Raw genomic sequence first — 21917 nt, 5'->3', positions numbered from 1 at the left:
CCGCCGGGGCGGGAGGGGGTCCTGGGCTGAAGGCTGTCATGGCAGAGCGCTACTATTTCCGCCTGAGGAGCGACGGCGAGACGATCGAGGACGAGACCGGCGTCCTCGCCGCGTCGGTCGCGCACGCCGAGGCGGAGGCGCTGGTGCTGATCGAGGAGTTCCGGAAGGCCGGCGAGCTGCCGGACGCCGCGGCGGGCTGGCGGATGGAGATCCACGACGCGAACGGCATCGTCCTGCGCACGCTGCCGCTCTCCTGATACGCCGACCCGGCCCCATGCCCCGACGGGCACGACGCGGCGCGACCCCAGCGCGACCCCAGCGCGACCCCAGCGCGACTTGTCGCGACCTTCGCGGCCGATGCCGGGAGGCGGCCCCGGTCCGATCGCGCCGAGAGCCGCATCCGGGCGTGGCGATCATTTGATGCGTTCGCGGAGTAAGGATAAGCCGTCGCGCGTTTACGCAGAGGCAGCTCCGCGCGCGGGGCAGGATGTCCGGGAGATCCCTTGAACCCCTTCCTTCGGAAGCTGGCCCTGCGCGCGAACCTGGACGAGGGCGACGTGGCCGCTCTGGCAGCGGCCACCAGCGATGTCGCGCAGGTCGAGGCGGGCCGCGACCTGGTCTCGGAAGGCGTGCGGCCCGACGCCGCCTACGTGATCCTCGACGGGTTCGCCTGCCGCTACAAGCTGGTGCCCGACGGGGGGCGCTCGATCCTCGCCTACCTCGTGCCCGGCGACGGCTGCGACCTGCACGCGTCCCTGCTCAACCGGGCGATCCACTCCGTGGCGACGCTGACGCCCTGCACCGTCGCCTCGGTCCCCTACCGGACGATCAAGGAACTCGCCGCCCTCCGGCCCAACATCTACCGCGCCCTCTGGTGGTCGATCCTGGTCGACGAGGCCGTCCTGCAGGAATGGCTCGTCGGGGTGGGGCGCCGGTCCGCCGACAGGCAGGTCGCCCACATCATCTGCGAGCTCTTCGCGCGCCTGAACGCCGTCGGCCTCGGCCTGGAGCCCGATTACCGCCTGCCGCTGGCGCAGTCCGAACTGGCCGACACGGCGGGGCTCTCGAACGTCCACCTCTCGCGCGTCCTCTCCGATCTGCGCAGGGCCGGCCTGATCGAGAGCGGGCGCAAGAGCGTGCGCGTGCCGAATCTCGAGCGTCTGCGGGAGTTTTCCGGGTTCACGCCCGACTACCTGCTCCTGCCCGGCCCGAACCCGGCCGTGGAGGCGCTCGGCGCGCTGCCGCAGATGACCGGGCAGGTGCGGGCGGCCTCGAGATCGTGAGCCTCACCGGCCGTCGCCGTCCCAGTCCGTCTCGGGATCCTCGGCCACGCGGCGCCCGATCTGGGCCGTGAGCGGCACGCGGATCGCGCAGCGCAGCCCGTCCGGCTCGTAGCGCAGGTCGACCGCCGCGCCGAGATCGTAGGCCAGCATCTCCGTCAGCACGTCCGTGCCGAAGCCGCGCCGTCCGGAGGCCTGGACACCGCTGCCGCCGGTCTCGGCCCAGTCGAGGCTGAGGACGGGCGGTCCGGCCTCCGCGTCCGTCACCCGCCACGCGGCGCGGATCCGGCCCTGGGGGAGCGCCAGGGATCCGTGCTCCACCGCGTTGCTGGCCAGTTCGTGCAGGGCCAGCGCGACGACCTGGGCGGCCTTGGGGCGGAGGCGCACCCGCGGGCCCGCGAGGCTGGCCTGCTCGCCCTCGCGGGCGAGGTGGAACATCAGCTCGTCCGAGATCAGCGTGTGCAGGTCCGCGTCGCCGAACGCGTCCGTGGCGGCCTGCACGCGCATGATCGCCCCGAACCGGCCGTCGAGATGCGCCACGTAGCTCTCGACATCCGCGGCGCTCTCGGCGGAGCGGTGCATGACGGTGCGCATCATCGCCATCGTGTTGCGCATGCCGTGGCGCAGGCCGTCCGGGAGCCCCGCCGCGTCGAGCAGCCGGCGCAAGCGCGCGTTGTCGGCCTCAAGGGCCGCGAGTCGCTCCGCCGGATCGCGAGGGTCTGTCATGCCGGGCCACTCCGGATGTGTTCAACCTGGCTCAATCACCGCGGGGCGGGCAGGGTTCAGCGCGCGGCGGCGTGGCCGGCCTCGGTGAGATGGAGGTACGCGGTGTCGAAATGCGCGAGCCGGGCGAGCGCGGTCGGATCGTGGATCGTCAGGCGCCGGCTGCGCAGGGTGATCAGCCCCATGCCGCGCAGTTCCTGGAGCGTGCGGTTGATGTGCACGCTGGTCTGCCCCATCGCGTCGCCGAGATCGTTCTGCGTCATCGGCATCGCGCAGGTATTCCCGTCGCTCAGGCCGATGGCCGCCAGGCGCGCGTGCACCTCGCAGAACAGGTGGGCGAGGCGCTCGATCCCGGTGCGGCTGCCGAGGCTGACCGTCCACTCGCGCTGGATCGCCGCGGTGGCCAGGGCCTCGCGATGGAAGGCCATGTCGAGCCGCGGGCTGCGGGCGGTCACGTCCCGCATCGCGGGGCCGGAGATCTGGCCGAGGAGCACGGGCGTGATCGCGCCGATCGCGTGATCCATCTCGTCGAGGAGGAAGATGTGCGGGTCGCACGGGTCGCCCGGGAGCAGGAGCGAGACGATCTGGCGGCGCCCGTTGGCGAACTGCCGGTACCGGCAGGCCCAGCCCTCGAGGATCACGTTGATCGCGCGCGGATCGTCGCCCTCGTGGATGATGTCGGTGCGCGCGGCGACCATGCGGCTCGGGCTCATGGCGTCGGCCAAGCACATCCGGTCGTCTTCGGAGAGCCCGACATAGCAATTTAGCTTGTGCACGAGCGGGTTTGGCATGGCGGCGTCTCCACGACGGCGTGGGGGCGCGAACCTACATTTTGTTTCAAGCCATGAATACTTACGCAGATTAGTTTGTGCTACCGTAAGGTGTCTTTCCGCCCGCCGCACCCGGCCGAATCGCCCGGATCCGGGCCCGTCACCGTCGCGAGGCGGCAAGATATCGGCGGTTCGGGCGGCCCGTCGTCAGGACTAGAGCAGTGATCCCGCGCCGACCTCTCCCTGAGGGAGAATGTTCGCGCGTCGTGTCGAAATTGAAAAGACTGTGCTTTTGACTTCGTGGACCCGGCGGAGCACGATTTGACGGGCGGGAATGTCGGAATATCGGCTCGGGACACGTCGTCGTCCTGTTCCTCGCCTTCTCTCAACGGGTTCCGCCGGTTCGCGCCGCAGCGGACGGCCTATCGTGGACGGATTCCTGCCCATGCAGCCTGCGCTGCGCCTCGTCCGCCCGGCCCGGGACGGGCGAGGCCCCCTCCCCCGGCCCGCCGCCCGCCCGGCGGCAGGCCCCGGCGGCGGCCCGCACCGGGACCGGGCGGACGCGGTCCTGTCGGTCGAGGGGCTGTCCCTCGCCTTCGGCGGCACCGTCGCCTTCGCGGAGATCGACCTCGCGGTCGGGGCCGGCGAGATCCACGCCGTGATCGGGCCGAACGGCGCCGGCAAATCCTCGCTGATCAACGCGATCACCGGCCTCTACGCGCCGCGGGCCGGGCGGGTGCGGCTCGGCGCGGAGAGCTTCGCCCGGGTGCCGGCCGGGCGGCTCGCCGCGCTGGGCGTCGCCCGGACCTTCCAGAACCTCGCCCTGTTCGCGGGCCTGAGCGTGCGCGACAACGTCCTCGCGGGGCTCTCGGCCGCGCGGCGCGCCGGGCCCGCGGCCCAGATCCTGGGCCTGCCCTCCGCCCGGCGGGAGGCGCGCGCGCACCGCGCCGCCGCCGAGGCGGTGATCGGACGCCTCGGCCTCGCGGCGGTGGCCGACCGCCCCGCCGGCAGCCTCCCCTACGGGCTCCAGAAGCGGGTCGAGCTCGGCCGGGCCCTGGTGGCCGGGCCGCGGCTCCTGCTCCTCGACGAGCCGATGGCCGGCATGACGGCGACCGAGAAGGCCGAGATGACCGGCTTCATCCGGGCGGCGCGGGATCGGTCCGGGGCCGCGATCGTCCTGATCGAGCACGATATCGGCGTCGTCATGCGCCTCTCCGACCGGGTGACCGTGCTCGACCACGGCCGCCGCATCGCCACCGGCACGCCCGCGGAGGTGCGGGCGGACCCGGCGGTCATCGCGGCCTATCTGGGGCTCGCGGACGGGGAGGCGGAGGCCGCCGCTGGTCCCGCCGCTGATCCCGCCGCGGATGGAGACGCGGATGGAGACGCGGCCGAAGACGGGGACGCGGCCGCCGCATGAGCCCGGATCTCGCCTTCCTGATCGAGGTCGTCGTCGGCGGCCTCCTGTCGGGCGTCATGTACGCCCTCGTGGCGATCGGCTTCGTGCTGATCTACAAGACCTCGGGCGTGCTCAACTTCGCGCAGGGCGCGATGGTGCTGTTCGCCGCCCTCACCTTCGTGAGCCTGACCGAGCGCGGCCTGCCCGTCCCGGCGGCCCTGGCCGCGACGCTCGCCGCGATGGTGGTGGTCGGTCTCGGCGTGGAGCGCCTGGTGCTGCGGCCGCTCGTCAACCAGCCGCCCATCACCTTGTTCATGGCGACGCTGGGCGTCGCCTACGTGATCGAGGGCGCGGCCCAGCTCGCCTGGGGCACCCAGGTCCACGGGCTCGACCTCGGCATCGACGACACGCCGATCGATCTCGGCGGCGTGCTGGTCAGCCGGTTCGACCTGTTCGCCGCCGCGGTGGCGGGCCTGATGGTGGCGGTCCTCGCCGCCTTCTTCCGCTACACCCGCACCGGCCTCGCCTTCCGGGCGGTGGCGGACGATCCGCTCGCCGCCCTCAACACCGGCCTGCGCCTGCCCCGAATCTGGTCGGCGGTCTGGATCGCCGCCGGGATCGTCGCGCTGGTGGCGGGGCTGCTCTGGGGGGCGCGGCTCGGCGTGCAGTTCTCCCTGTCGCTGGTGGTGCTGAAGGCGCTGCCGGTGCTCGTGCTCGGCGGCTTCGACTCCGTCGCCGGGGCGATCGTGGCCGGGCTGATCGTCGGCGCGGCGGAGAAGCTGTCCGAGGTCTATCTCGGGCCGGTCATCGGCGGCGGCATCGAGGGCTGGATCGCCTACGTGGCGGCCCTGGGCTTCCTGCTGGTCCGGCCGTCGGGCCTGCTCGGCCTGCGCGCCGTCGAGCGGGTCTGAGCCGCCGTGGTGGCCCTCCCCCGCGCCGTGCCGCGCCTGCACCTGCCCGCCGGGACCCTCGGCCTCGGCGCCCTGCTGGTCCTCGCCTACGGGATCGTACCGCTCACCGGAACGAGCTACCTGTTCGAGGCGCTGCTGACGCCGTTCCTGGCCCTGGCGCTGGCCGGCCTCGGGCTCAACCTGCTCACCGGCTATGCCGGGCTGCTCTCCCTGGGCTCGGCCGCCTTCATGGCGGTCGGGGCCTACGCGGCCTTCAACCTGTCGCTGCGCCTGCCCGGCCTGCCGCTCCCGGCAGCGCTCCTGCTCGCCGGCCTCGTGGCGGCACTCGCCGGGCTGGTGGCGGGGCTGCCGGCCCTGCGCCTGCGGGGCTTCTACCTCGCGGTCTCGACGCTCGCCGTGCAGTTCTTCGTGGCCTGGGCGCTGAACCGGATCGGCTGGATCTCCGACGACAGCCCCTCGGGCATCGTCACCGCCCCCCGGCTGGTGGTGGCCGGCCTGTCCTTCGACGACCCGTGCGGCCGCTACCTGGTCACGCTCACGGTGGTCACGCTGCTGACTTTCGTCGCGTGGAGGCTCGTGACCTCGCCCACGGGCCGGAACCTCGTGGCGATCCGCGACAACGAGACCGCCGCCCGCCTCGTGGGCGTGCGGGTCGCCCGGACCAAGCTCCTGGCCTTCGCGGCCTCGTCCTTCGTGATCGGGATCGCCGGGGCGCTGTGGGCCTTCGCGTATCTGCGCACCGTCGAGCCGGCGGGGTTCAACCTCGACCGCTCCTTCCAGATCCTGTTCATCGTCATCATCGGCGGCCTCGGCACCCTGCGCGGCGCCTTCCTGGGCGCGGGCTTCATCGTGGTGCTGCCCCTGCTCCTGTCGCGCCTCGGCGCGGCGCTGCTCGGTGACGGGTTCGATTCCGGCACCCTGGAGATGGTCCAGCGCGTCGTGCTCGGCGCCCTGATCGTCGCCGTGCTGATCCGCGAGCCCGCCGGCCTCGCCGTCCTCCTCGACCGGGCGGGCCGCCGCCTCGGCCGCCGCGCTGCCTGATCCCCTCCCCGCCCGACCAACCCCAGGACGACCATGCCCCTGACGACCCGTCTCCGCGCCGCGCTCCTCGCCGGCACCGTCGCGCTCGCCGGCGCGGCCCCCCGGGCCGCTTGGGCCGACGAGCAGTATTTCCCGCTCCAGAGCTACCGGGTCGGCCCCTACGCGGCCGGTGGGACCGGCTTCTTCGGGGGCTTCATCGACTATCTCAACCTGATCAACGCCCGCGACGGCGGGGTGAACGGCGTCAAGCTCACCTGGAGCGAGGGCGAGACCCAGTACGAGGTCGAGCGCGGCGTCGAGGTCTACGAGCGGCTGAAGTCCCGGCCCGGCATCGCCGCCTGGAACCCGCTCTCGGTGGGCATCGCCTACGCGATGATCGACCGCATCACCGCCGACAAGGTGCCGCTGATCACGATCAACCACGGCCGCACCGACTCCACCGACGGGCGCGTCTTCCCCTACGTGTTCCCGCTGCTGCTCAACCCCTACAGCGAGACGAGCGGCATCATCCAGTATCTCGGCACCCGCGCGGGCGGCCTCGACAAGCTGAAGGGCAAGACCGTCGCGGTGCTCTACCACGGCTCGCCCTACGGCAAGGAGACGATCCCGATCTACGCGCGGCTCGCCGAGCGCTACGGCTTCACCGTCGCGCAGATCGAGGTGCCCCATCCCGGCAACGAGCAGCAGTCGCAGTGGCTCACGATCCGGCGCCTGCGGCCCGACTTCGTGGTGCTGCGCGGCTGGGGCGTGATGAACCCGGTGGCCCTGAAGACCGCCCAGAAGACCGGCTTCCCGGCCGACCGCATCGTCGGCAATGTCTGGTCGAACTCGGAGGAGGACGTGATCCCGGCGGGCGATGCCGCCAAGGGCTACGTCGCCATCACGACCCAGGCCTCGGGCACCGCCTACCCGGTGATCCAGGAGGTCGTCGGCAGGGTCTACGGGGCCGGCAACGGCAACCTCGCCGACCGGAAGCGGATCGGCAGCGTCTACCACAATCTCGGGGTGCTGAACGGCATCCTCAACGTCGAGGCGGTGCGGATCGCGCAAGCGCGGTTCGGCCAGCGGACGCTCACCGGCGACGAGGTGCGCTGGGGCTTCGAGCACCTGCGCCTCGACGAGGCCCGGGTGGCGGCGCTCGGCGCCAAGGGCCTGTTCCACTCGATCAACGTCACCTGCGCCAACCACGAGGGCGAGGGCCGCGTCACCTTCCAGCAATGGGACGGGGCGAAGTGGACCGTGGTGTCCGACTGGATCGCCCCCGACTGGGCGAGCCTGCGCCCGCTCATCGAGGCGTCCGCGACCGCCTACGCCAAGGAGCGCGGCATCACCCCGCGCGACTGCGCGGCGGAGGAGGCCGCGGACGCGGCCGGCAAGCAGGCCGCCGCGGCGGCCCGGTGAGCGCCCGGTGAGCACCGCGCCGCCCCTCCTGCAGGTCGAGGCCCTGGAGGTCGTCTACGGCGGGGCGGTGCACGCCCTGCACGGCGTCGACCTCGCGGTCCGGGCGGGGGAGATCGTCGCCCTGGTCGGCGCCAACGGCGCCGGCAAGACGACCCTGCTGCGGGCGGTGTCGAACCTGCTGCCGGCCCTGCGCGGCCGGGTCACGGCCGGGCGCCTCGCCTATGACGGGCGCGACGTGACGCGGACCCGGACCAACGTCCTCGTCCGCGCCGGGCTCGTGGGCGTGCTGGAGGGGCGCCACTGCTTCCGGAGCCTGAGCGTCCAGGAGAACCTCGTGGCGGGCGGCCTCGGGCGCGGTACGGGCCGCGGCGGCGTGCGCGCCGATCTGGACCGGGTCTACGGCCTGTTCCCGCGGCTCGCCGCGAAGCGGGGCGTAGCCGCCGGCCTGCTCTCGGGCGGCGAGCAGCAGATGGCGGCGATCGGCCGGGCGCTGATGGGGCGGCCCCGGCTGCTCGTCCTCGACGAGCCGTCCATGGGGCTCGCCCCCCGCGTGGTCGAGGAGATCTACCGGGTGCTCGCCGGCCTGAACCGCGCCGAGGGTCTGACCCTGCTGGTGGCCGAGCAGAACGTCCGCCTCGCCCTGCGCCACGCCCACCACGCCGTGGTGCTGGAGAACGGGCGCAGCGCGCTGGCCGGCACCGCCGCGTCCCTGCGGGCGCGGGACGACGTCCGGTCCCTGTATCTCGGGGGCGCCGACGATGCCGGGGCCGCCGCGCTGCCGGAGACGGGCCGCCGCGCATCGGGCTGACGGTGCCGGCCCGCGTCAGGCCTCGCGTCAGGAGTCCCGGTCGGCCCGGCGCAGGGACCAGAGCAGGGTACCGTGGGCGTCGACCAGCCACAGGGCGTTCACCGCGTCGTCCTCGATCGTCAGCGAGCGGCTGTTGGCGAGGCGCACCGCCTCCTTCGCGTCCGCGGCCGTGAGCACCTCGTCGACGCGCGGCGCGCCGATCTCGCCATCCTCGCCACGGACCGCCCCGCGCAGGCGATAATCCGGCATCCGTCGAACCCCCGTCTCCCCGCGGCCGGCGCCCGTCCGGGGCGTGCCGCGGGTGCGAAGATAGGCGCCGGCGCGGCGTGTCGAGGGTCAGCGGGCCACTACGGCCCGTCGCGGCTCGCCAGGATCCGCTGCGGCTCCGCGAGGAACAGGGCCCGCAGCGCGGCGGCCGATTCGCGGGCCGGAAGGTCGAGGGCGCGCCGCGTCGCGGCGATCCGGGCGGCGCAGTCGCCCGAGGGGGCCGCCGCTGCGGCCATCGACCGCGCGGTGCCCGGATCCGCGGCGGGCGCGGCCGCCCCGTCCGGCCGCGCGGCCCGTGTCCGGGCGAGGAGCGGGGCGAGCCCGTGCGACGCGGGCCGCTCGGCCCGCAGCCGCGCGTCGAGCGCCACGAGGTCGCCGGCCGCGAGGAGGCCGCAGGCCGCCGCGTCCCCCGCGCCGGCCCGCTCCAGCGTCGCCAGGATCCGCTGGCCCAGGGCGCGGACGACGGCGTCGTCGGCCGCCCGGAAGCGCCGCTGCAGGTAGCCGGCGGCCATCCGCCTCAACCCGGCGGCGGCCTCCGCCTCCGGCCGGCCGGCGGCGTAGCCGTCCCGGTACCACCGGGCGATCGGGTCGAGCCCCGCTGCCTCGGCCTGGCGCAGGATCGGCAGGTTCCGCAGGATCGCGGCCCGCGCCCCGGCCGCGCTCGGATCCGCGTCCAGGGTGGAATCGGGGAAGCGGTCCGGTCCGACGACCTCGGTTACGATGCCGGCCGCGCGCAGCTCCCCGTCCGTCGGGATCCAGATCCCGGCCGGGGGCACCGCCAGCGCCCGCGTCACGAAGGCCGCCGGCAGGCCGGCGGCCCGGTAGGCCGCCCGCTCCGGCGCGGAATCCACCGGGCGCATCCGGCCCCGCGCCCCGATCTCGTAGGGGGCGTGGAAGCCGAGCCGGCCGCCGGTCGCGAGGTAGCGCGTCCGGCCGCGGACGAAGATCAGCGTGCAGGCCGAGGCGCAGGCGTCGGGGACGTAGGTGGCGAGGCCGCGGGCCGCCACGAGCGCCCCGATCGCCGCCCCCTCCTCCACGAGGCCGCCGTCGCTCGTGAGATGGATCCGGGCGACCCGCGGGTGCGCGGCGAGGATGGCCCGGACCCGCGCGGCGACCCCGGCCGCGAGATCGCCCGCGAGCCTCAGGTCCCGTCCGCCCGGCCCGACCGTGAGCCGGGCCGGGACGTCCGGCACGCCGGCTGCGGCAGCGGCCGCGCCGCGGCCCTTCGGCGGGTGTCCGGCCGCGGCCGGGCCGGCGGCAGCGAGCGCCAGGGCGAGCGCGCAGGCGGCCGTCCCCGTCCGGCGCCTCCACCCGCGGGGGAAGACCGACATGGCAGGTTTCCATCGTTCGTGGTCGGAGAGGCCGGCGCGGCCGGCAGCGACGCGCCTACTGGAGGTAGGCGACGAACATCTCGGACACGGCCCGGGACGCGTAGGCTTCCGGGCTCTCGCCCCAGCGGATCGGGAAGGCCTCGGCCACCGGGCGGCCGGCGAGGATCTGCGCGACCTCGTCGGGCATCAGGCCGTCGTCGAGGGCGCTCGCGAGGGCGGCGCGTTCGTGGGAGGGATGGGAGCGGACGCTCCGGGACAGGGCCCGGCCGAGGGCGGCGGCCGGTTCGGGGCTCAGGTCGGGACGGGTGTTCCGGGTCGTGTCATAGGTCAGCATCGGTGGTCGCCTCGCGTGTCTGATGTCGTGCGCTCTCCTCCTCTTGGACGCGGCAACACGGCAGACACGGCGCAGTCATCCGGGCGAACCGTTCCTTGCTGGTGATCACGGCAAACCTCCGTTGGGCTCCGCATCGACTGTATGTCGACACCGTCAATGTAGACGCTGGGCCCGAGAATGTGCTGCCAAATTGGCGAGGACTTGCAGCGCAGGTTGTTCGTCGAAGCCGCGAGCCGGAGCAGAAGCACGGGGTCGGCGGAGATATGCCCGGATCGCGGCCGCGATCGATCGCCGATGCCGGTCGGCGACGGCCGGCTCCCGGGACTTGCCAAAGCCGGCGCGATGCCTGAATATCATGCTTTAACAATGACTTAGCGAAACAATGCTCCGACAACGCGCTCGTGCGGTCGAAACCTTCTCCGCCGGACCGGGGCATCCGGAAGAGACTTCTCGCCGGCGCCGCCGGCGGCGGAATCGGGCCGCCACCGCGACCGATTCGAGGGAGACGACACCATGGCCTCGGGGACGATGATGCGGGGCGACGCCCCGGCCAATGTGGGCGTGACGGTCCAGGGGCACGACGCCCTGGAGCGCGGCCGGCCCGACCCGTTCCGCCCCCTGCCGTGATTGGCGACGACCGATGCATCACGCTGCCCTGCCCGCCGCGGGCGCCACGATGGCCGTGGTCCAGCCGCCCCTGCGCATCACGAGCCGCAGCACCGCGGAGGCCGAAGTCTGGGCCGCCCTGCGCGCCGAGGCCGAGGCGGCCCTGATCGAGGAGCCCCTCTATGCGGGGATCATCCAGGCGACGATCCTCGACCAGCGCTCGCTGGCCCAGGCCCTCGCCTACCGCCTCGCCCACCGGCTCGGGGACGGCGACCTCGCACGCCTGTCGATGCGCGACCTGTGCCTCTCGGCCTTCGAGGCCGACCCGCAGGCCGGCGCCCACGCGGTGCGCGACCTCGTGGCGATCCGCGAGCGCGACCCGACCTGCCGCCGCTACCTCGACCCGTTCCTGTTCTACAAGGGACTCGCCGCGCTCGAGGCGTACCGGGTCGGCCACTGGCTCTGGCACCGGGGCCGGGCGACCCTGGCGCTGCACGTCCAGAGCCGGATCTCCGAGGTGTTCGGCTGCGACATCCACCCGGCGGCCAGGATCGGCTCGGGGGTGTTCATCGACCACGCCACCGGCGTGGTGATCGGCGAGACCACGGTGATCGCCGACGACGTCTCGATCCTCCAGTCGGTGACGCTCGGGGGCAACGGAAAGGAGAGCGGCGACCGGCATCCCAAGATCGAGCGCGGAGTGCTGCTCAGCGTCGGCGCCAAGGTGCTGGGCAACATCCGCGTCGGGGCGGGCGCCAAGGTCGCGGCCGCCGCGGTGGTGCTGCAGGACGTGCCGCCCCACACGACCGTGGCGGGCGTGCCGGCCCGGGTCGTCTCGCGCCTGCCCGTCGACGAGGAGCCGGCGCTCAGCATGGACCAGTCCTTCGGCTACGGGGACGGCATCTGAGACGCGCGAAAGATTTTTCCTGACAACAAAGTCGTCCGGGCGCCGCCGCCGGGCGCGAATCTGTAGAATTAAGTTCTCTGACCTGCCTGTCTGAGGACGGTCGTGTCCTGTTCGTCGTGCATACCACGGGATCCATTTCTACGAATCGACGAAAAATGGGGACATCATTCCGTTGACCCTTGGGCGAATCAGACTTTATCCAGACATCACCGGAACAACGATGAAGTCGGCCCGGCCGAGCGTTCGACGATGGCTGTCGGACTGCTAGAGAATACATGATTTGATTGACGGTGCGGCCGCTCAAGTCGCGATCGTCGTCGCGTTCTGATCGGAACGACTTGCGTCCGCCCCGCACAGGCTGCGGGGCGCACCGCCGCCGCGCGGATCGGCGCGGCGCGCCTGAAATCCTGGATGGAGTGAGGACGAACGATGAGCGGACCGGGTCTGAGCGTGAGCGCCACGGCGGCACGCAATCTTGCGACGGCGACCGTCACCGCGGTCCAGAACGCGGCCAACACGCCGCGCTGGCTGCTCCGGCTCCTGCCCTTCGTGGACGTGGCGGGCGGGGTCTACCGCGTCAACCGCCGCGCCGTCGTACTGGCCCGCCCCGGCCGGATCGATCTCGTCGCCGAGGACAAGGGGGACGGCAAGGTGATCCGTCCCGCCTCCCTGCGGGCCGTGCCGCTGTTCAGCCGGCTGGGCGATGCCGAGCTGGCGGCGCTGGCGGCCAAGTTCACCGAGAGCCGGCACAAGGCCGGAACGGTGATCCACGAGGAGGGCTCCGCCGGCCGCAGCCTCACGGTGGTGGCCGACGGCACCGTCGAGCTGACCCTGTCGGGCCCCTACAAGGGTCGCCTGCGCCAGGGGCTCGCCACGAAGGGCGACTATTTCGGCGATGCGGGCCTCGCCGGTGAGCGCGCGCCCGCCCCGGCCGTGAAGGCCCTGTCGGCCGTGACCCTCCTGACCCTCGACGCCGCCGCGGTGGAGAGCGAGGAGATCCGCGCCAAGATCGCGCAGTACCGCGAGGAGCGCGACCGCCTCAAAGGTCACACCAACTCCTACGGCGAGCAGGGGATCGAGCTGCTGGCGGTCCATACCGGCGAGCCGCGCCTGCCGACGACCTTCGTGGACTACGAGGTCGATCCGCGCGAGTACCACCTCTCGACCATCCAGACGATCCTCAACACCCATACCCGCGTCACCGATCTCTACTCCAACGAGATCGACCAGCTCCGCGAGCAGATCCGCCTCACGGTCGACGCCGTGAAGGAGCGCGAGGAGTGGGAGCTCCTGAACAACGCGCAGTTCGGCCTTCTCGGCGAGGTCGGCCCGCGCCAGCGCATCCCCACCCGCGGCGGCCCGCCCACCCCGGACGACCTCGACGAGCTGCTGACCCTGGTCTGGAAGAAGCCCGCCTTCTTCGTGGCCCATCCCCGCGCCATCGCGGCCTTCGGCCGGGAGGCGACCCGCCGCGGCGTGCCGCCGGTCGTCGTCCACCTGTTCGGCGCGCCGTTCATCACGTGGCGCGGCGTGCCGCTGGTGCCGAGCGACAAGCTGCCGATCGACCTCGACCCGGTGACCGGGGCCGAGACCACCTCGATCCTGCTGCTGCGCGTCGGCGAGGGCGAGCAGGGCGTGGTCGGCCTGCAGAAATCGGGCGTGACCGGCGAGATCGAGCCCGGCCTGTCGGTGCGCTACATGGGCACCAACGACCACTCGATCGCCTCGCACCTCGTGACCCGCTACTTCTCGGCCGCCGTGCTGGTCGAGGACGCGATTGCCCGCCTCGATAACGTGCTGCTGGGCAACTACCATGACTACGCCTGAGGCTGTCGCCCTCGGGCTGCCCGGGGCGAGCCCGGGCGAGCTGGCCCACGCGGATCTCGTCGGACGCCTCGCCCGGGAGATCTACGGCCAGGGTCAGGCCGCGAGCCGGCCCTTCGCGCCGGCGCTCCCCGCCGGCCCCCAGGTCCCGCAGGCCCTTGAGAGCCTGCCCCAGGGCCCGGGCGGCGCGCCGCTGCCGAGTGCGCCCCTGGGCGTCCCTTCCGCCCCAGCGGGCGGCCAGCCCGCCGGCCTGCCGCCCGACGCCTCCGCGCTGGCGGCGCGCTCCTTCGGGGCGCCGCCGGTCGGCCTGCCGAGCCTCTCCGGCCCGACCGTGCCGAACCTCGCACCCGCGAGCCCGGCCCTCGCCGATGTCGGGGCGATCCCGCCGGTCCACCCGGCGAGCCCGCGCCCCGTGCTGCCCGATTTCTCCTTCGCCAGCGCCCCGGCGCTGGCGGCCGCCCTGCCCGGCGGTCCGGAGCTGCACCGGCAGATCGCCGCGGACCATCCCCGCGCCCACGCCTTCGCCCAAGCGCTCGTCCCGCACCGTGTGCCGGCCGACCCGTCGAAGGCCGGCGGTGACGCGGCGCAGGAGCGCTTCGCGCGGACCGGCCCTCTGTCCCGGGCCCCCGAGGCGACGGCCTCCGACTACTACTTCCTGAACCTCGGACCCGGCCCGGCCCGCAGGGCGTCGGCGAGCCCACGGGTGGAGCCGGCCCGCGATCCCGGCCCGGCGCCGCGCCTGGTCGCGCAGGGCTCGAGCCCGGTGGCGGCGCCCTTCGACGTGGAGCATGTCCGCCGGGATTTCCCGGCCCTGCACCAGAGCGTCAACGGCCACCCGCTGGTCTGGCTCGACAACGCCGCGACGACCCACAAGCCGCAGGCCGTGATCGACGCGACCGCGGACTTCTACGCCCGGCACAACTCGAACATCCACCGGGCCGCCCACACCCTGGCGGCGCGCGCCACGGACCTGTTCGAGGGCGGCCGCGAGGCGGTGCGCCGCTTCCTCAACGCGCCCACGAAGGACGACATCGTCTTCCTGCGGGGCACCACGGAGGCGATCAACCTCGTGGCGAACTCGTACGGCCGGGCCAATGTCGGCCCGGGCGACGAGATCATCGTCTCGACCATCGAGCACCACGCCAACATCGTGCCCTGGCAGCTGCTGGCGCAGCAGACCGGGGCGACGCTCCGGGTGATCCCGGTCAACGATCGGGGCGAGATCATCTTCGAGCAGTACGCGGCGTTGCTCTCCGGCCGGACCAAGATCGTCTCGGTGACGCAGGTGGCCAACGCGCTCGGCACCGTGAACCCGGTGCGGGAGATCATCCAGCTCGCCCACGCCTACGGGGTGCCGGTGCTGGTCGACGCGGCGCAATCCGCGCCGCACATGCCGCTGGACGTGCAGTCCCTCGACGCGGACTTCCTGGTCTTCTCCGGCCACAAGGTGTTCGGGCCGACGGGCATCGGCGCGCTCTACGGCAAGACCCACCTTCTGGAGGCGATGCCGCCCTGGCAGGGCGGCGGCCACATGATCGAGGACGTCACCTTCGCGAGGACCGTCTACAAGGGCGCGCCCGAGAAGTTCGAGGCGGGCACACCCGACATCGCCGGGGCGGTCGGTCTCGGGGCGGCGCTCGACTACCTCGCGGGCATCGGCATGCCGGCGATCGCCGCCTACGAGCACGACCTCCTGGACTACGCGCAGGGCGGGCTCGCCGACGTGAAGGGCCTGCGCCTGATCGGCACGGCCCGGGAGAAGGCGAGCGTGATGTCCTTCGTGATCGAGGGGCAGACGAACGCGGCGGTCGCCCACCACCTCGACGGTCACGGCATCGCGGTGCGCTCGGGCCACCACTGCGCCCTGCCGGCCCTGCGCCGGTTCGGGGTCGACCAGTCGGTGCGGGCCTCGCTGGCCTTCTACAACACCCGCGCGGAGGTCGACGCCTTCCTGAGGGCGCTGCACACCCTGCCGCGACCGTGACCGGCGCGTCGCCGGCCGGCGGACGCGGGGCGTCGTGTCCGCGCTGAACCCTTACCTGCGGGCGTGACGATCCGCGCGTCCAGGATCGCGCGCCGGCCCCCTCTCCTGTGCAGGAGAGGGGGCCGGTCGCGTCCTGCCGCCGACGTCCGGCGCGGCGCGGAACCCCTACGCCGCCGGCCGGAGATGCCGCGTCCGCATTGTGCCGTCGATGGCCCGCAGCGCGCGGAGCACCGCGTCCGCCTCGCCCGGCGGCACGGACGCGTCCACCACGACGTAGCCGAACTCGCCGTCCGTCTGCAGGTACTGCGCGTCGATGTTGAGCGACCGGCCCGAGAAGATCGCGTTGATCTGCCCGAGCACGCCGGGCACGTTCCGGTGCACGTGGAGGAACCGCGCGCCTGACAGGCGCGGCGGCAGCTGCACCTGCGGGAAGTTCACGGCGCCGAGCGTCGAGCCGGTCTGGACGTAGTCGACCAGCTTGCGGGCCACCTCCGCGCCGATGCGGTCCTGGGCCTCCTCGGTCGAGCCGCCGACATGGGGGGTGAGGATCACGTTCGGCAGCCCCTGCAGGGGCGAGACGAAGCGCTCCGCGTTGGAGGTCGGCTCCACCGGGAAGACGTCGATCGCGGCCCCGGCGAGGTGACCGTCGCGCAGAGCCGCCGCCAGGGCGTCCAGGTCCACGACCGTGCCGCGGCTGTTGTTGATCAGGTAGGCGCCCGGCTTCATCGCGCGGATCCGCTCCGCGCCCATCAGCCCGTGGGTCAGCGGCGTCTCCGGGACGTGCAGGCTGACCACGTCGCTCACGGCGAGCAGGGCCTCGAAGCTCTCGGCCGGCTCGGTGTTCCCGTGGCGCAGCTTGTCGGTGAGGTCGTAGAAGATCACGCGCATGCCCATCGCCTCGGCGAGGTTCGAGAGCTGCGCGCCGATATTGCCGTAGCCGACGATGCCGAGCGTCTTGCCGCGCACCTCGAAGGCGCCGGTGGCCGACTTGTCCCAGCCGCCTTCATGGGCCGCGACCGAGCGCGGCACGATGCGCCGGAGCAGCATCACGATCTCGCCGATCGTCAGTTCGGCGACGCTGCGCGTGTTCGAGAACGGCGCGTTGAACACGGGCAGGCCGCGGGCGCGCGCCGTCTCGAGGTCGACCTGGTTGGTCCCGACGCTGAAGCAGCCGATGGCGGCGAGGTCGGGCAGGGCGTCGAGAAGCGCGGCGGTGACCTGCGTGCGCGAGCGGATGCCGAGGACGGTGATGTCGGCCAGTTCGCCGGCGTCCCCGGGGCTGACCGCGCGCGACAGCTGCCGGATGGCGCCGATCCCGGCCTGGGTGAAGATCCTGGACGCTGTCGGCGCTATGCTTTCGGTCAGAACGACGCGCTCGGTCGACACGGTCTGTCCTCCCTCCACGGACGGGCTGCGATCCGCGACCTTGGCGCCGGCGCGGCGCAGCGGCAAGGGCGGCGCGGGAAGGAAGGGGTTGCGGGCGCGCGGCGCGGGCCGCCCTCCCCGCCCCGCGGCGGACGGCCCGGCCCCGTCGTCTCGACGCGGCGCGCGGGGCCTGCCAGTGTCCGCCTCCCGGCGGCCGAGGCCGCGGAGCGACAGGTGCGTCATGACCGGATCGACAGCCCGGGCCGTCATCGTCCAGCCCGGCGGCGGCTTCGACAAGGTGACCTTCGGCGAGCGGCCCGTGCCGGAGCCCGGGCCCGGCGCGATCACCGTCCGCCTGCGGGCGAGCTCCCTCAACTACCACGACTACGCGGTCGTCAGCGGGATGTGGGGCCCGAGCGAGCCGCGCATCCCGATGTCCGACGGGGCCGGAGAGGTCGAGGCCGTGGGGCCGGGCGTGACCGAGTTCGCCGTGGGCGACCGGGTGGTCAGCACGTTCTTCCCGACCTGGCTGGAGGGCGCGCCGCGCGTCGAGGGCTTCGCCACCGTGCCGGGCGACGGGGTCGACGGCTACGCCCGCGGGGGCGTCACCGCGCCCGCCACCGCCTTCACCCGCGCCCCGCGGGGCTGGGACCACGCCGAGGCGGCGACGCTCACCACCGCCGCGCTCACCGCGTGGCGGGCGCTGCACGCCGATGCCGGCCTGAAGAGCGGCGACGTGGTGCTGGTGCAGGGCACCGGCGGCGTGTCGCTGTTCGGCCTGCAATTCGCCAAGGCGGCCGGCGCCACGGTGATCGCCACCTCCTCCAGCGACGCCAAGCTGGAGCGCCTGCGCGGTCTCGGCGCCGACCACGTCATCAACTATTGCACCGACCCGGCCTGGGGCGAGACCGCCCGGCGCCTGACCGACGGGCGCGGCGTCGACCACGTCCTCGACGTCGGCGGCCCGGCGACGCTGGAGCAGTCCATGGCCGCCGCGCGGGTCGCCGGCCACGTCTCGGTGATCGGAATCCTCTCGGGGGTCGCGGGCGAGCTGCCGCTGGTGCCGGCGCTCCTGAAGCAGATCCGGCTGCAGGGCGTGCTGGTCGGCAGCCGGCGCCACCAGATCGAGATGATCCGCGGCATCGACGCCTGCGGGCTGCGGCCGGTCATCGACCGCCGCTTCCCCCTCGACGACCTCGTCGCGGCGTTCCGCCACCAGGAGAGCAACCGCCACTTCGGCAAGATCTGCGTCGAGATCTGAGCGGTCCGGCCGGGCCCGAGGCGGTGCGGCGGGCGGTGCGGCGGGCGTTCAGCGGAAGGCGATCCCGAGCCCGCCGGGTATCATCAGGGCCCGGGGCGTCTCGGCCTGGCTCGGCGGCGGCGGCACGTGCGCGCAGCCGTTCTCGCAGAACGTGCGGAGTGTGCGCCGGTCGAGGCCGATGTCGCTCAGCATCCTGTCGTCGAGGGCCGAGAGAATGCGAAGATTTCGCGCCGCGATGCGGCTCTTCCGGGCAGATTTCAGGAACGAGAGGATCATGATTCAGCCTCCGTTGCGCCGAAAGATCCGTGGTTTGTCCACGATCGGCCGGATCAGCCTCGCTTCAATGCAAAGTATGCGCATCCTCCGTTCGGATTAAGGGTGGCGCGCGGCGCGAATATTTTTGCCGGAGCGCGCTAGGCGTCCGCGATCGGCTGCGGGCAGAGCAGGAGCAGGCGCACCAGCTCGGCCTGGCGGCGCGTCCCCGTCTTCTCGAACAGGTGGCGCAGGTGCACGCGCGCCGTGTTCCGGGTGATCCGGCGGCGCGTCGCGCTCGCCGCGAGGTCGTTCCCGGCCAGGATGTCGACGGCCAGGGCCGCCTCCGCGGGCGTGAAGCCGAACTGGTCCTGGAGAATGCCGGGATCCGGCAGGCGCGGGGTCCCAGGGTCGGTGAGACGCAGGAGAACCGCGCCCTCGCCGATCGGGCCGAGCGTCCCGGGAATCGCCGAGGCGGCGACCAGGAGCGTCCCGCCCGCGCCCTCCAATCGCACCGAGCCGCCGCGATGGCCCGCGGCGCAGCGGGCGATGACCCGGCGCAGCGCCGCGCTGTCCTCGGGCGTCGCGCCGCGCAGGCCGCCGTGCTCCAGGCACAGGAGGCCGCGCGCGACGAAGGCCTGCGCCGCGCGGTTCAGGAAATGGGCCCGCCCGTACCGGTCGGTCACCGCCAGCCCCTGCTCGAGATGCTCAGCCAGGAGATGGAGCGCCGCCTCCACGAGGGTCGGGTCCGGGAAGGCCGGGGTGCCGCCGGCCTGAACCCACCGCTCCTGGGCGGAGCCGATCCCGGATATCGTTTCGGCTCTGCGGGTGTGCAGGTGGGATTGACTGATCACGCTGGGATCCTCGCCGGATCGACATCACGATATCAGTAATAACCCGAAACTGGCGTCCCTTATTCCCGCCTTATCCCGGCGGGCCCCCGGTCCGGGACTGGAACAGGTCGGCGAAGGCGCGCAGGTCGCGCCGGTTGAGGTCCGAGACCGCCCAGTAGGTGAGGTCGCCGAGGTGCCAGCGCTCGATCGTGGACCCGTCGCGCCGCTCCTCGCCGGCGCCGGGGCCGTCGGCGGCGGGGACCACCGTGACGCTGATGACGTGCCTGTCGCGGCGATAGACCAGGGTCGGCACGGGGGTTCCGCCGACGATGTCGACCCGGCCGCCGACCAGCGGGAAGCCCTTGTCGGACAGGTCGGGGGCCTCGGGCGCGAGGGTGGTCCGGCCGTTGAACCAGGGCTTCACCACGTGCCGGTCCGAGGAGGCGACGTCGAACGGCTGGGGCGCCGCGAGGCCGCGGAGATGGCCGGCGAGCACGGCCGCGCCGGTATCCGGGGCGCCGTCGGGGCGGTCGAGATAGACGATCCCGCTGCCGAGCGCGGCCCCGCCGACGAGGCCGACGAGCAGCGTCGCGGCCAGCGCCTGCCGGGATCTGCGCCAGGATTCGAGCCAGGCCTCGACCCAGGTCCCGACCCAGGACCCCAGCCGGGTCCCGAGCGGGCCTCCGAGGCGGCCGCGCGACGGGGGCGGGTCGGTGAAGCCGATCTGCTCGATCACGCGCGCCCGCAGGGATTCCGGGGCGGGCGGCCCCGCGAGGGGCCCGCGCAGGGTGGCCGAGAGGTCGCGGAGGCGTTCCGCCAGGGCCCACGCGTCGGGATCCGCCGCGAGACGGCGCTCCATGGCCAGGACTTCGCCGGGCGACAGCTCGCCGTCCGCGTAGGCGCTGAGGAGCAGGAGGGTCTCGTCGTCGGTCATCGCCCGTCCTTCGCGAGCCGTGCAAGCAGGTGCTGCCGCGCGCGGCCGAGGCGCGACATCACGGTCCCGATCGGGACCCCCGTCACCGTGGCGATCTCCCGGTAGCTGAGGCCGTGGTACTCGCGCAGGACCAGCGCCTCGCGGAAGGCCACCGGCAGGGCCTCGACCGCCCGGGCGAGCTGCCCCGCGTCGTCGCGGGCGATGAGGGTCGCCTCGGGCGTCTCCGGGACCTCGGTCAGGGCGCCCCCGATCTCCAACTCGGCGCGGGCCTCGGGGGCGAGGTCGTCGGCGAAGACCACCGCCCGCGGCCGGTGCCGCTGCAGCCAGGAATAGCCGGTGTTGCGGACGATGGTCAGGAACCACGCCCGGGCATTGCCCTCGGCGAACCCCTCGATCGCCCGGTAGGCGCGCAGACACGCCTCCTGCATCACGTCCTCGGCGTCGGTGGCGTTGCCGGTCAGCCAGTGCGCGAGCCGGTAGCCCTCGTCCAGGCGCGGGAGAACGAGCTGACTGAAGCGCGCGCGCGCCAGGGTCGTCATGTCGGCGGCCGGGCCGGGCCCGCCCCGTCGAGAGCCTGCGAAGCCATGGGGTCCCTGCCCTCGTGCTCCTGCCTGCAGCCTTGTGCCACACAATCGGGAACCGGGCGGCGGCGGGCTTTATTCCCGCGTCCGGGCACGCGAATGTTCGGGGCGCTACTCGGGGCGCTACTCGGGGCGCTACTCGGGAAGCCTCTCGAGCCGGTGGCGCGTCGCGACCGGCCGCCCCGGAGGCGCCCGGCGGTCCGGCGCCGCGGCCTCGCTCCGGCGGGCCTGTCCGGACGGCGATCGCCGGTCGGGTGCCGGTTCCGGGCAGCCGTCCGGACCGAGGCGCTTGCGGGCGACGCGCTCGGCCGCCGCCCGTTCCGCCGCCGAGGGGTTCGCGCCGCCGCTCTGATCCTGGGCCATGGCCATGTCCAACCGGAGCGGGACCGTCCGCGGTCCCGGTCGTGGCATCCCCGGCGCTGCCGGCCCGCATCACCGCCAACGGGAAAGGGGCAGGCCCCGCCTCCTCGGAGACGGGACCTGCCCCTGGATCAACCCGCGGGTCGGGCCACGGTTCGGCGCCGGACCCGCGCGTCGGGACGCGTGCCTGCGCGACCTTAGCGGCAGACGCGCCGCGGTCCCCACGGGGTCGGACGGAAGAAGCAGCGCGGGCCGTAGAAGCGCGGCCGCCGGTACATCGGCCGGCAGCGCCCGTACGGGCCGGGCGCCCAGCCGGGGCCGCAGCCGAACGCCACGGTGCTGACCGCGGCGGGGCCGGTGAGCGTGTCGGCGCCGGCGGGCGCCAGGGGCGCCGCGCCGGCGGAGGCCAGGCCGAGGCCGCCGACGACAGCCGCGGCGGCCGCGATCATCTTCACGTGCATCATCATCAGACCTTCTGTTCGGTTCCGCGCCGGTCGGCCCGGCGCAAGACCCGGACGCCCTTCTGTGTGTCAAGCCGCGATGCGGGTCTGGTTGATCGCCTGCCGCCTCCGGGTAATGAGCGTGAACACCTCACGGGCGATGTAGCGCTTCAGGCAACGGATCGCTTCCAGCTTGGAGTGGCCTTCTGCGATGCGGCGGGCCACATACGTCTTGGTCCGCTCATCGGTTCGCAGTCGCCCGATGGCGATGATGTGCAGCGCGCTGTTGGCCGCGCGATCACCGC

The 21917-nt window shown here is 73.4% G+C and carries 23 protein-coding genes and 1 pseudogene; 11 read left to right on the top strand and 13 right to left on the bottom strand.

Translation table 11 applies throughout. From position 1 onward, the window contains the following. Positions 1 to 38 precede the first annotated feature (38 nt). Both ACLBYB_RS29930 and ACLBYB_RS29925 read left to right on the top strand, forming a co-directional pair. On the top strand, positions 39 to 257 hold the full coding sequence (locus tag ACLBYB_RS29930; protein WP_447700973.1) for a DUF6894 family protein: 219 nt from the start codon (positions 39 to 41) through the stop codon (positions 255 to 257). A 246-nt stretch (positions 258 to 503) separates the two neighbouring features. Further along, the gene (locus ACLBYB_RS29925; protein WP_056530746.1) at positions 504 to 1283 is read left to right on the top strand and encodes a Crp/Fnr family transcriptional regulator; all 780 of its coding nucleotides are present in this window, start codon (positions 504 to 506) and stop codon (positions 1281 to 1283) included. A gap of 3 nt (positions 1284 to 1286) precedes the next feature. Here ACLBYB_RS29925 and ACLBYB_RS29920 read toward each other — a convergent pair whose 3' ends face one another. Further along, positions 1287 to 2006: an HWE histidine kinase domain-containing protein gene (locus ACLBYB_RS29920; protein ID WP_042675139.1), complete on the bottom strand. Its 720-nt coding sequence runs from the start codon at positions 2004 to 2006 to the stop codon at positions 1287 to 1289. 56 nt (positions 2007 to 2062) lie between these two features. Further along, a complete protein-coding gene (locus ACLBYB_RS29915; RefSeq protein ID WP_100252609.1) occupies positions 2063 to 2794 on the bottom strand; it encodes a Crp/Fnr family transcriptional regulator in 732 nt (243 codons plus the stop codon). A 424-nt stretch (positions 2795 to 3218) separates the two neighbouring features. Between ACLBYB_RS29915 and ACLBYB_RS29910 the strand changes: the two genes are divergently transcribed. The 5 genes from ACLBYB_RS29910 to ACLBYB_RS29890 are packed head-to-tail and all read left to right on the top strand — an operon-like array spanning position 3219 to position 8333. Beyond that, entirely contained in the window at positions 3219 to 4193 is a 975-nt protein-coding gene (locus ACLBYB_RS29910) for an ABC transporter ATP-binding protein (protein WP_447700972.1), read from the top strand. Then, positions 4190 to 5083: a branched-chain amino acid ABC transporter permease gene (locus ACLBYB_RS29905; RefSeq protein WP_042675144.1), complete on the top strand. Its 894-nt coding sequence runs from the start codon at positions 4190 to 4192 to the stop codon at positions 5081 to 5083. Before ACLBYB_RS29910 ends, ACLBYB_RS29905 begins: the two co-directional genes overlap by 4 nt. 27 nt (positions 5084 to 5110) lie before the next feature. After that, positions 5111 to 6124 (top strand): branched-chain amino acid ABC transporter permease, encoded by a 1014-nt coding sequence (locus ACLBYB_RS29900; protein ID WP_244539875.1) that lies wholly within the window; start codon positions 5111 to 5113, stop codon positions 6122 to 6124. Between the two features lie 33 nt (positions 6125 to 6157). After that, entirely contained in the window at positions 6158 to 7525 is a 1368-nt protein-coding gene (locus ACLBYB_RS29895; RefSeq protein WP_447700971.1) for an ABC transporter substrate-binding protein, read from the top strand. Between the two features lie 7 nt (positions 7526 to 7532). After that, positions 7533 to 8333, top strand: coding sequence for an ABC transporter ATP-binding protein (locus ACLBYB_RS29890; RefSeq protein ID WP_447700970.1), 801 nt, complete (start codon positions 7533 to 7535; stop codon positions 8331 to 8333). A gap of 27 nt (positions 8334 to 8360) precedes the next feature. On the opposite strand, the gene ACLBYB_RS29885 is transcribed toward ACLBYB_RS29890, so the two are convergent. The 3 genes from ACLBYB_RS29885 to ACLBYB_RS29875 all read right to left on the bottom strand — a co-directional run bounded on the left by ACLBYB_RS29885 (position 8361) and on the right by ACLBYB_RS29875 (position 10265). Continuing rightward, positions 8361 to 8582 (bottom strand): hypothetical protein, encoded by a 222-nt coding sequence (locus ACLBYB_RS29885; protein ID WP_091681463.1) that lies wholly within the window; start codon positions 8580 to 8582, stop codon positions 8361 to 8363. Between the two features lie 98 nt (positions 8583 to 8680). Further along, positions 8681 to 9931 (bottom strand): hypothetical protein, encoded by a 1251-nt coding sequence (locus ACLBYB_RS29880; RefSeq protein WP_447700969.1) that lies wholly within the window; start codon positions 9929 to 9931, stop codon positions 8681 to 8683. 55 nt (positions 9932 to 9986) lie between these two features. Beyond that, a complete protein-coding gene (locus ACLBYB_RS29875; protein WP_020095131.1) occupies positions 9987 to 10265 on the bottom strand; it encodes a hypothetical protein in 279 nt (92 codons plus the stop codon). Positions 10266 to 10905: 640 nt separating this feature from the next. On the opposite strand from ACLBYB_RS29875, the gene cysE reads away from it, so the two are divergent. The 3 genes from cysE (at position 10906) to ACLBYB_RS29860 (ending at position 15586) form a co-directional block, all read left to right on the top strand. Then, complete coding sequence (gene cysE, locus ACLBYB_RS29870) at positions 10906 to 11778, top strand: serine O-acetyltransferase (RefSeq protein WP_020095129.1); 873 nt, start codon at positions 10906 to 10908, stop codon at positions 11776 to 11778. A 429-nt stretch (positions 11779 to 12207) separates the two neighbouring features. Further along, complete coding sequence (locus ACLBYB_RS29865; RefSeq protein WP_091977424.1) at positions 12208 to 13605, top strand: family 2B encapsulin nanocompartment shell protein; 1398 nt, start codon at positions 12208 to 12210, stop codon at positions 13603 to 13605. After that, positions 13592 to 15586, top strand: a complete 1995-nt coding sequence (locus tag ACLBYB_RS29860) for a family 2A encapsulin nanocompartment cargo protein cysteine desulfurase (RefSeq protein ID WP_447700968.1) — start codon at positions 13592 to 13594, stop codon at positions 15584 to 15586. The genes ACLBYB_RS29865 and ACLBYB_RS29860 overlap by 14 nt, the downstream gene beginning before the upstream one ends. 165 nt (positions 15587 to 15751) lie before the next feature. On the opposite strand, the gene serA is transcribed toward ACLBYB_RS29860, so the two are convergent. Next, entirely contained in the window at positions 15752 to 16972 is a 1221-nt protein-coding gene (gene serA / locus ACLBYB_RS29855; protein WP_447700967.1) for a phosphoglycerate dehydrogenase, read from the bottom strand. A 220-nt stretch (positions 16973 to 17192) separates the two neighbouring features. On the opposite strand from serA, the gene ACLBYB_RS29850 reads away from it, so the two are divergent. After that, the gene (locus tag ACLBYB_RS29850) at positions 17193 to 18212 is read left to right on the top strand and encodes a zinc-dependent alcohol dehydrogenase family protein (RefSeq protein ID WP_447700966.1); all 1020 of its coding nucleotides are present in this window, start codon (positions 17193 to 17195) and stop codon (positions 18210 to 18212) included. 48 nt (positions 18213 to 18260) lie between these two features. Here the strand turns inward: ACLBYB_RS29850 and ACLBYB_RS29845 are convergent, their stop codons facing one another. From ACLBYB_RS29845 to ACLBYB_RS29815, 7 genes and pseudogenes are all read right to left on the bottom strand, one after another. Beyond that, positions 18261 to 18488, bottom strand: coding sequence for a DUF1127 domain-containing protein (locus ACLBYB_RS29845; protein ID WP_447700965.1), 228 nt, complete (start codon positions 18486 to 18488; stop codon positions 18261 to 18263). 137 nt (positions 18489 to 18625) lie between these two features. Then, positions 18626 to 19318 (bottom strand): helix-turn-helix transcriptional regulator, encoded by a 693-nt coding sequence (locus ACLBYB_RS29840; protein ID WP_447700964.1) that lies wholly within the window; start codon positions 19316 to 19318, stop codon positions 18626 to 18628. Positions 19319 to 19388: 70 nt separating this feature from the next. After that, positions 19389 to 20231: an anti-sigma factor family protein gene (locus ACLBYB_RS29835; protein WP_020095121.1), complete on the bottom strand. Its 843-nt coding sequence runs from the start codon at positions 20229 to 20231 to the stop codon at positions 19389 to 19391. Further along, positions 20228 to 20770 (bottom strand): sigma-70 family RNA polymerase sigma factor, encoded by a 543-nt coding sequence (locus tag ACLBYB_RS29830; protein WP_020095120.1) that lies wholly within the window; start codon positions 20768 to 20770, stop codon positions 20228 to 20230. The genes ACLBYB_RS29835 and ACLBYB_RS29830 overlap by 4 nt, the downstream gene beginning before the upstream one ends. A 177-nt stretch (positions 20771 to 20947) precedes the next feature. After that, positions 20948 to 21175 (bottom strand): hypothetical protein, encoded by a 228-nt coding sequence (locus tag ACLBYB_RS29825; RefSeq protein WP_447700963.1) that lies wholly within the window; start codon positions 21173 to 21175, stop codon positions 20948 to 20950. A 194-nt stretch (positions 21176 to 21369) separates the two neighbouring features. Further along, positions 21370 to 21636, bottom strand: coding sequence for a GCG_CRPN prefix-to-repeats domain-containing protein (locus ACLBYB_RS29820; protein WP_042675167.1), 267 nt, complete (start codon positions 21634 to 21636; stop codon positions 21370 to 21372). 66 nt (positions 21637 to 21702) lie between these two features. Then, a pseudogene (locus tag ACLBYB_RS29815) lies at positions 21703 to 21917 on the bottom strand (IS110 family transposase); the annotation flags it as partial.

This window comes from Methylobacterium sp. D54C (assembly GCF_053345595.1).
Note: the sequence above shows the minus strand (reverse complement) of the source record. Positions and strands in the feature narration are given on the sequence as shown.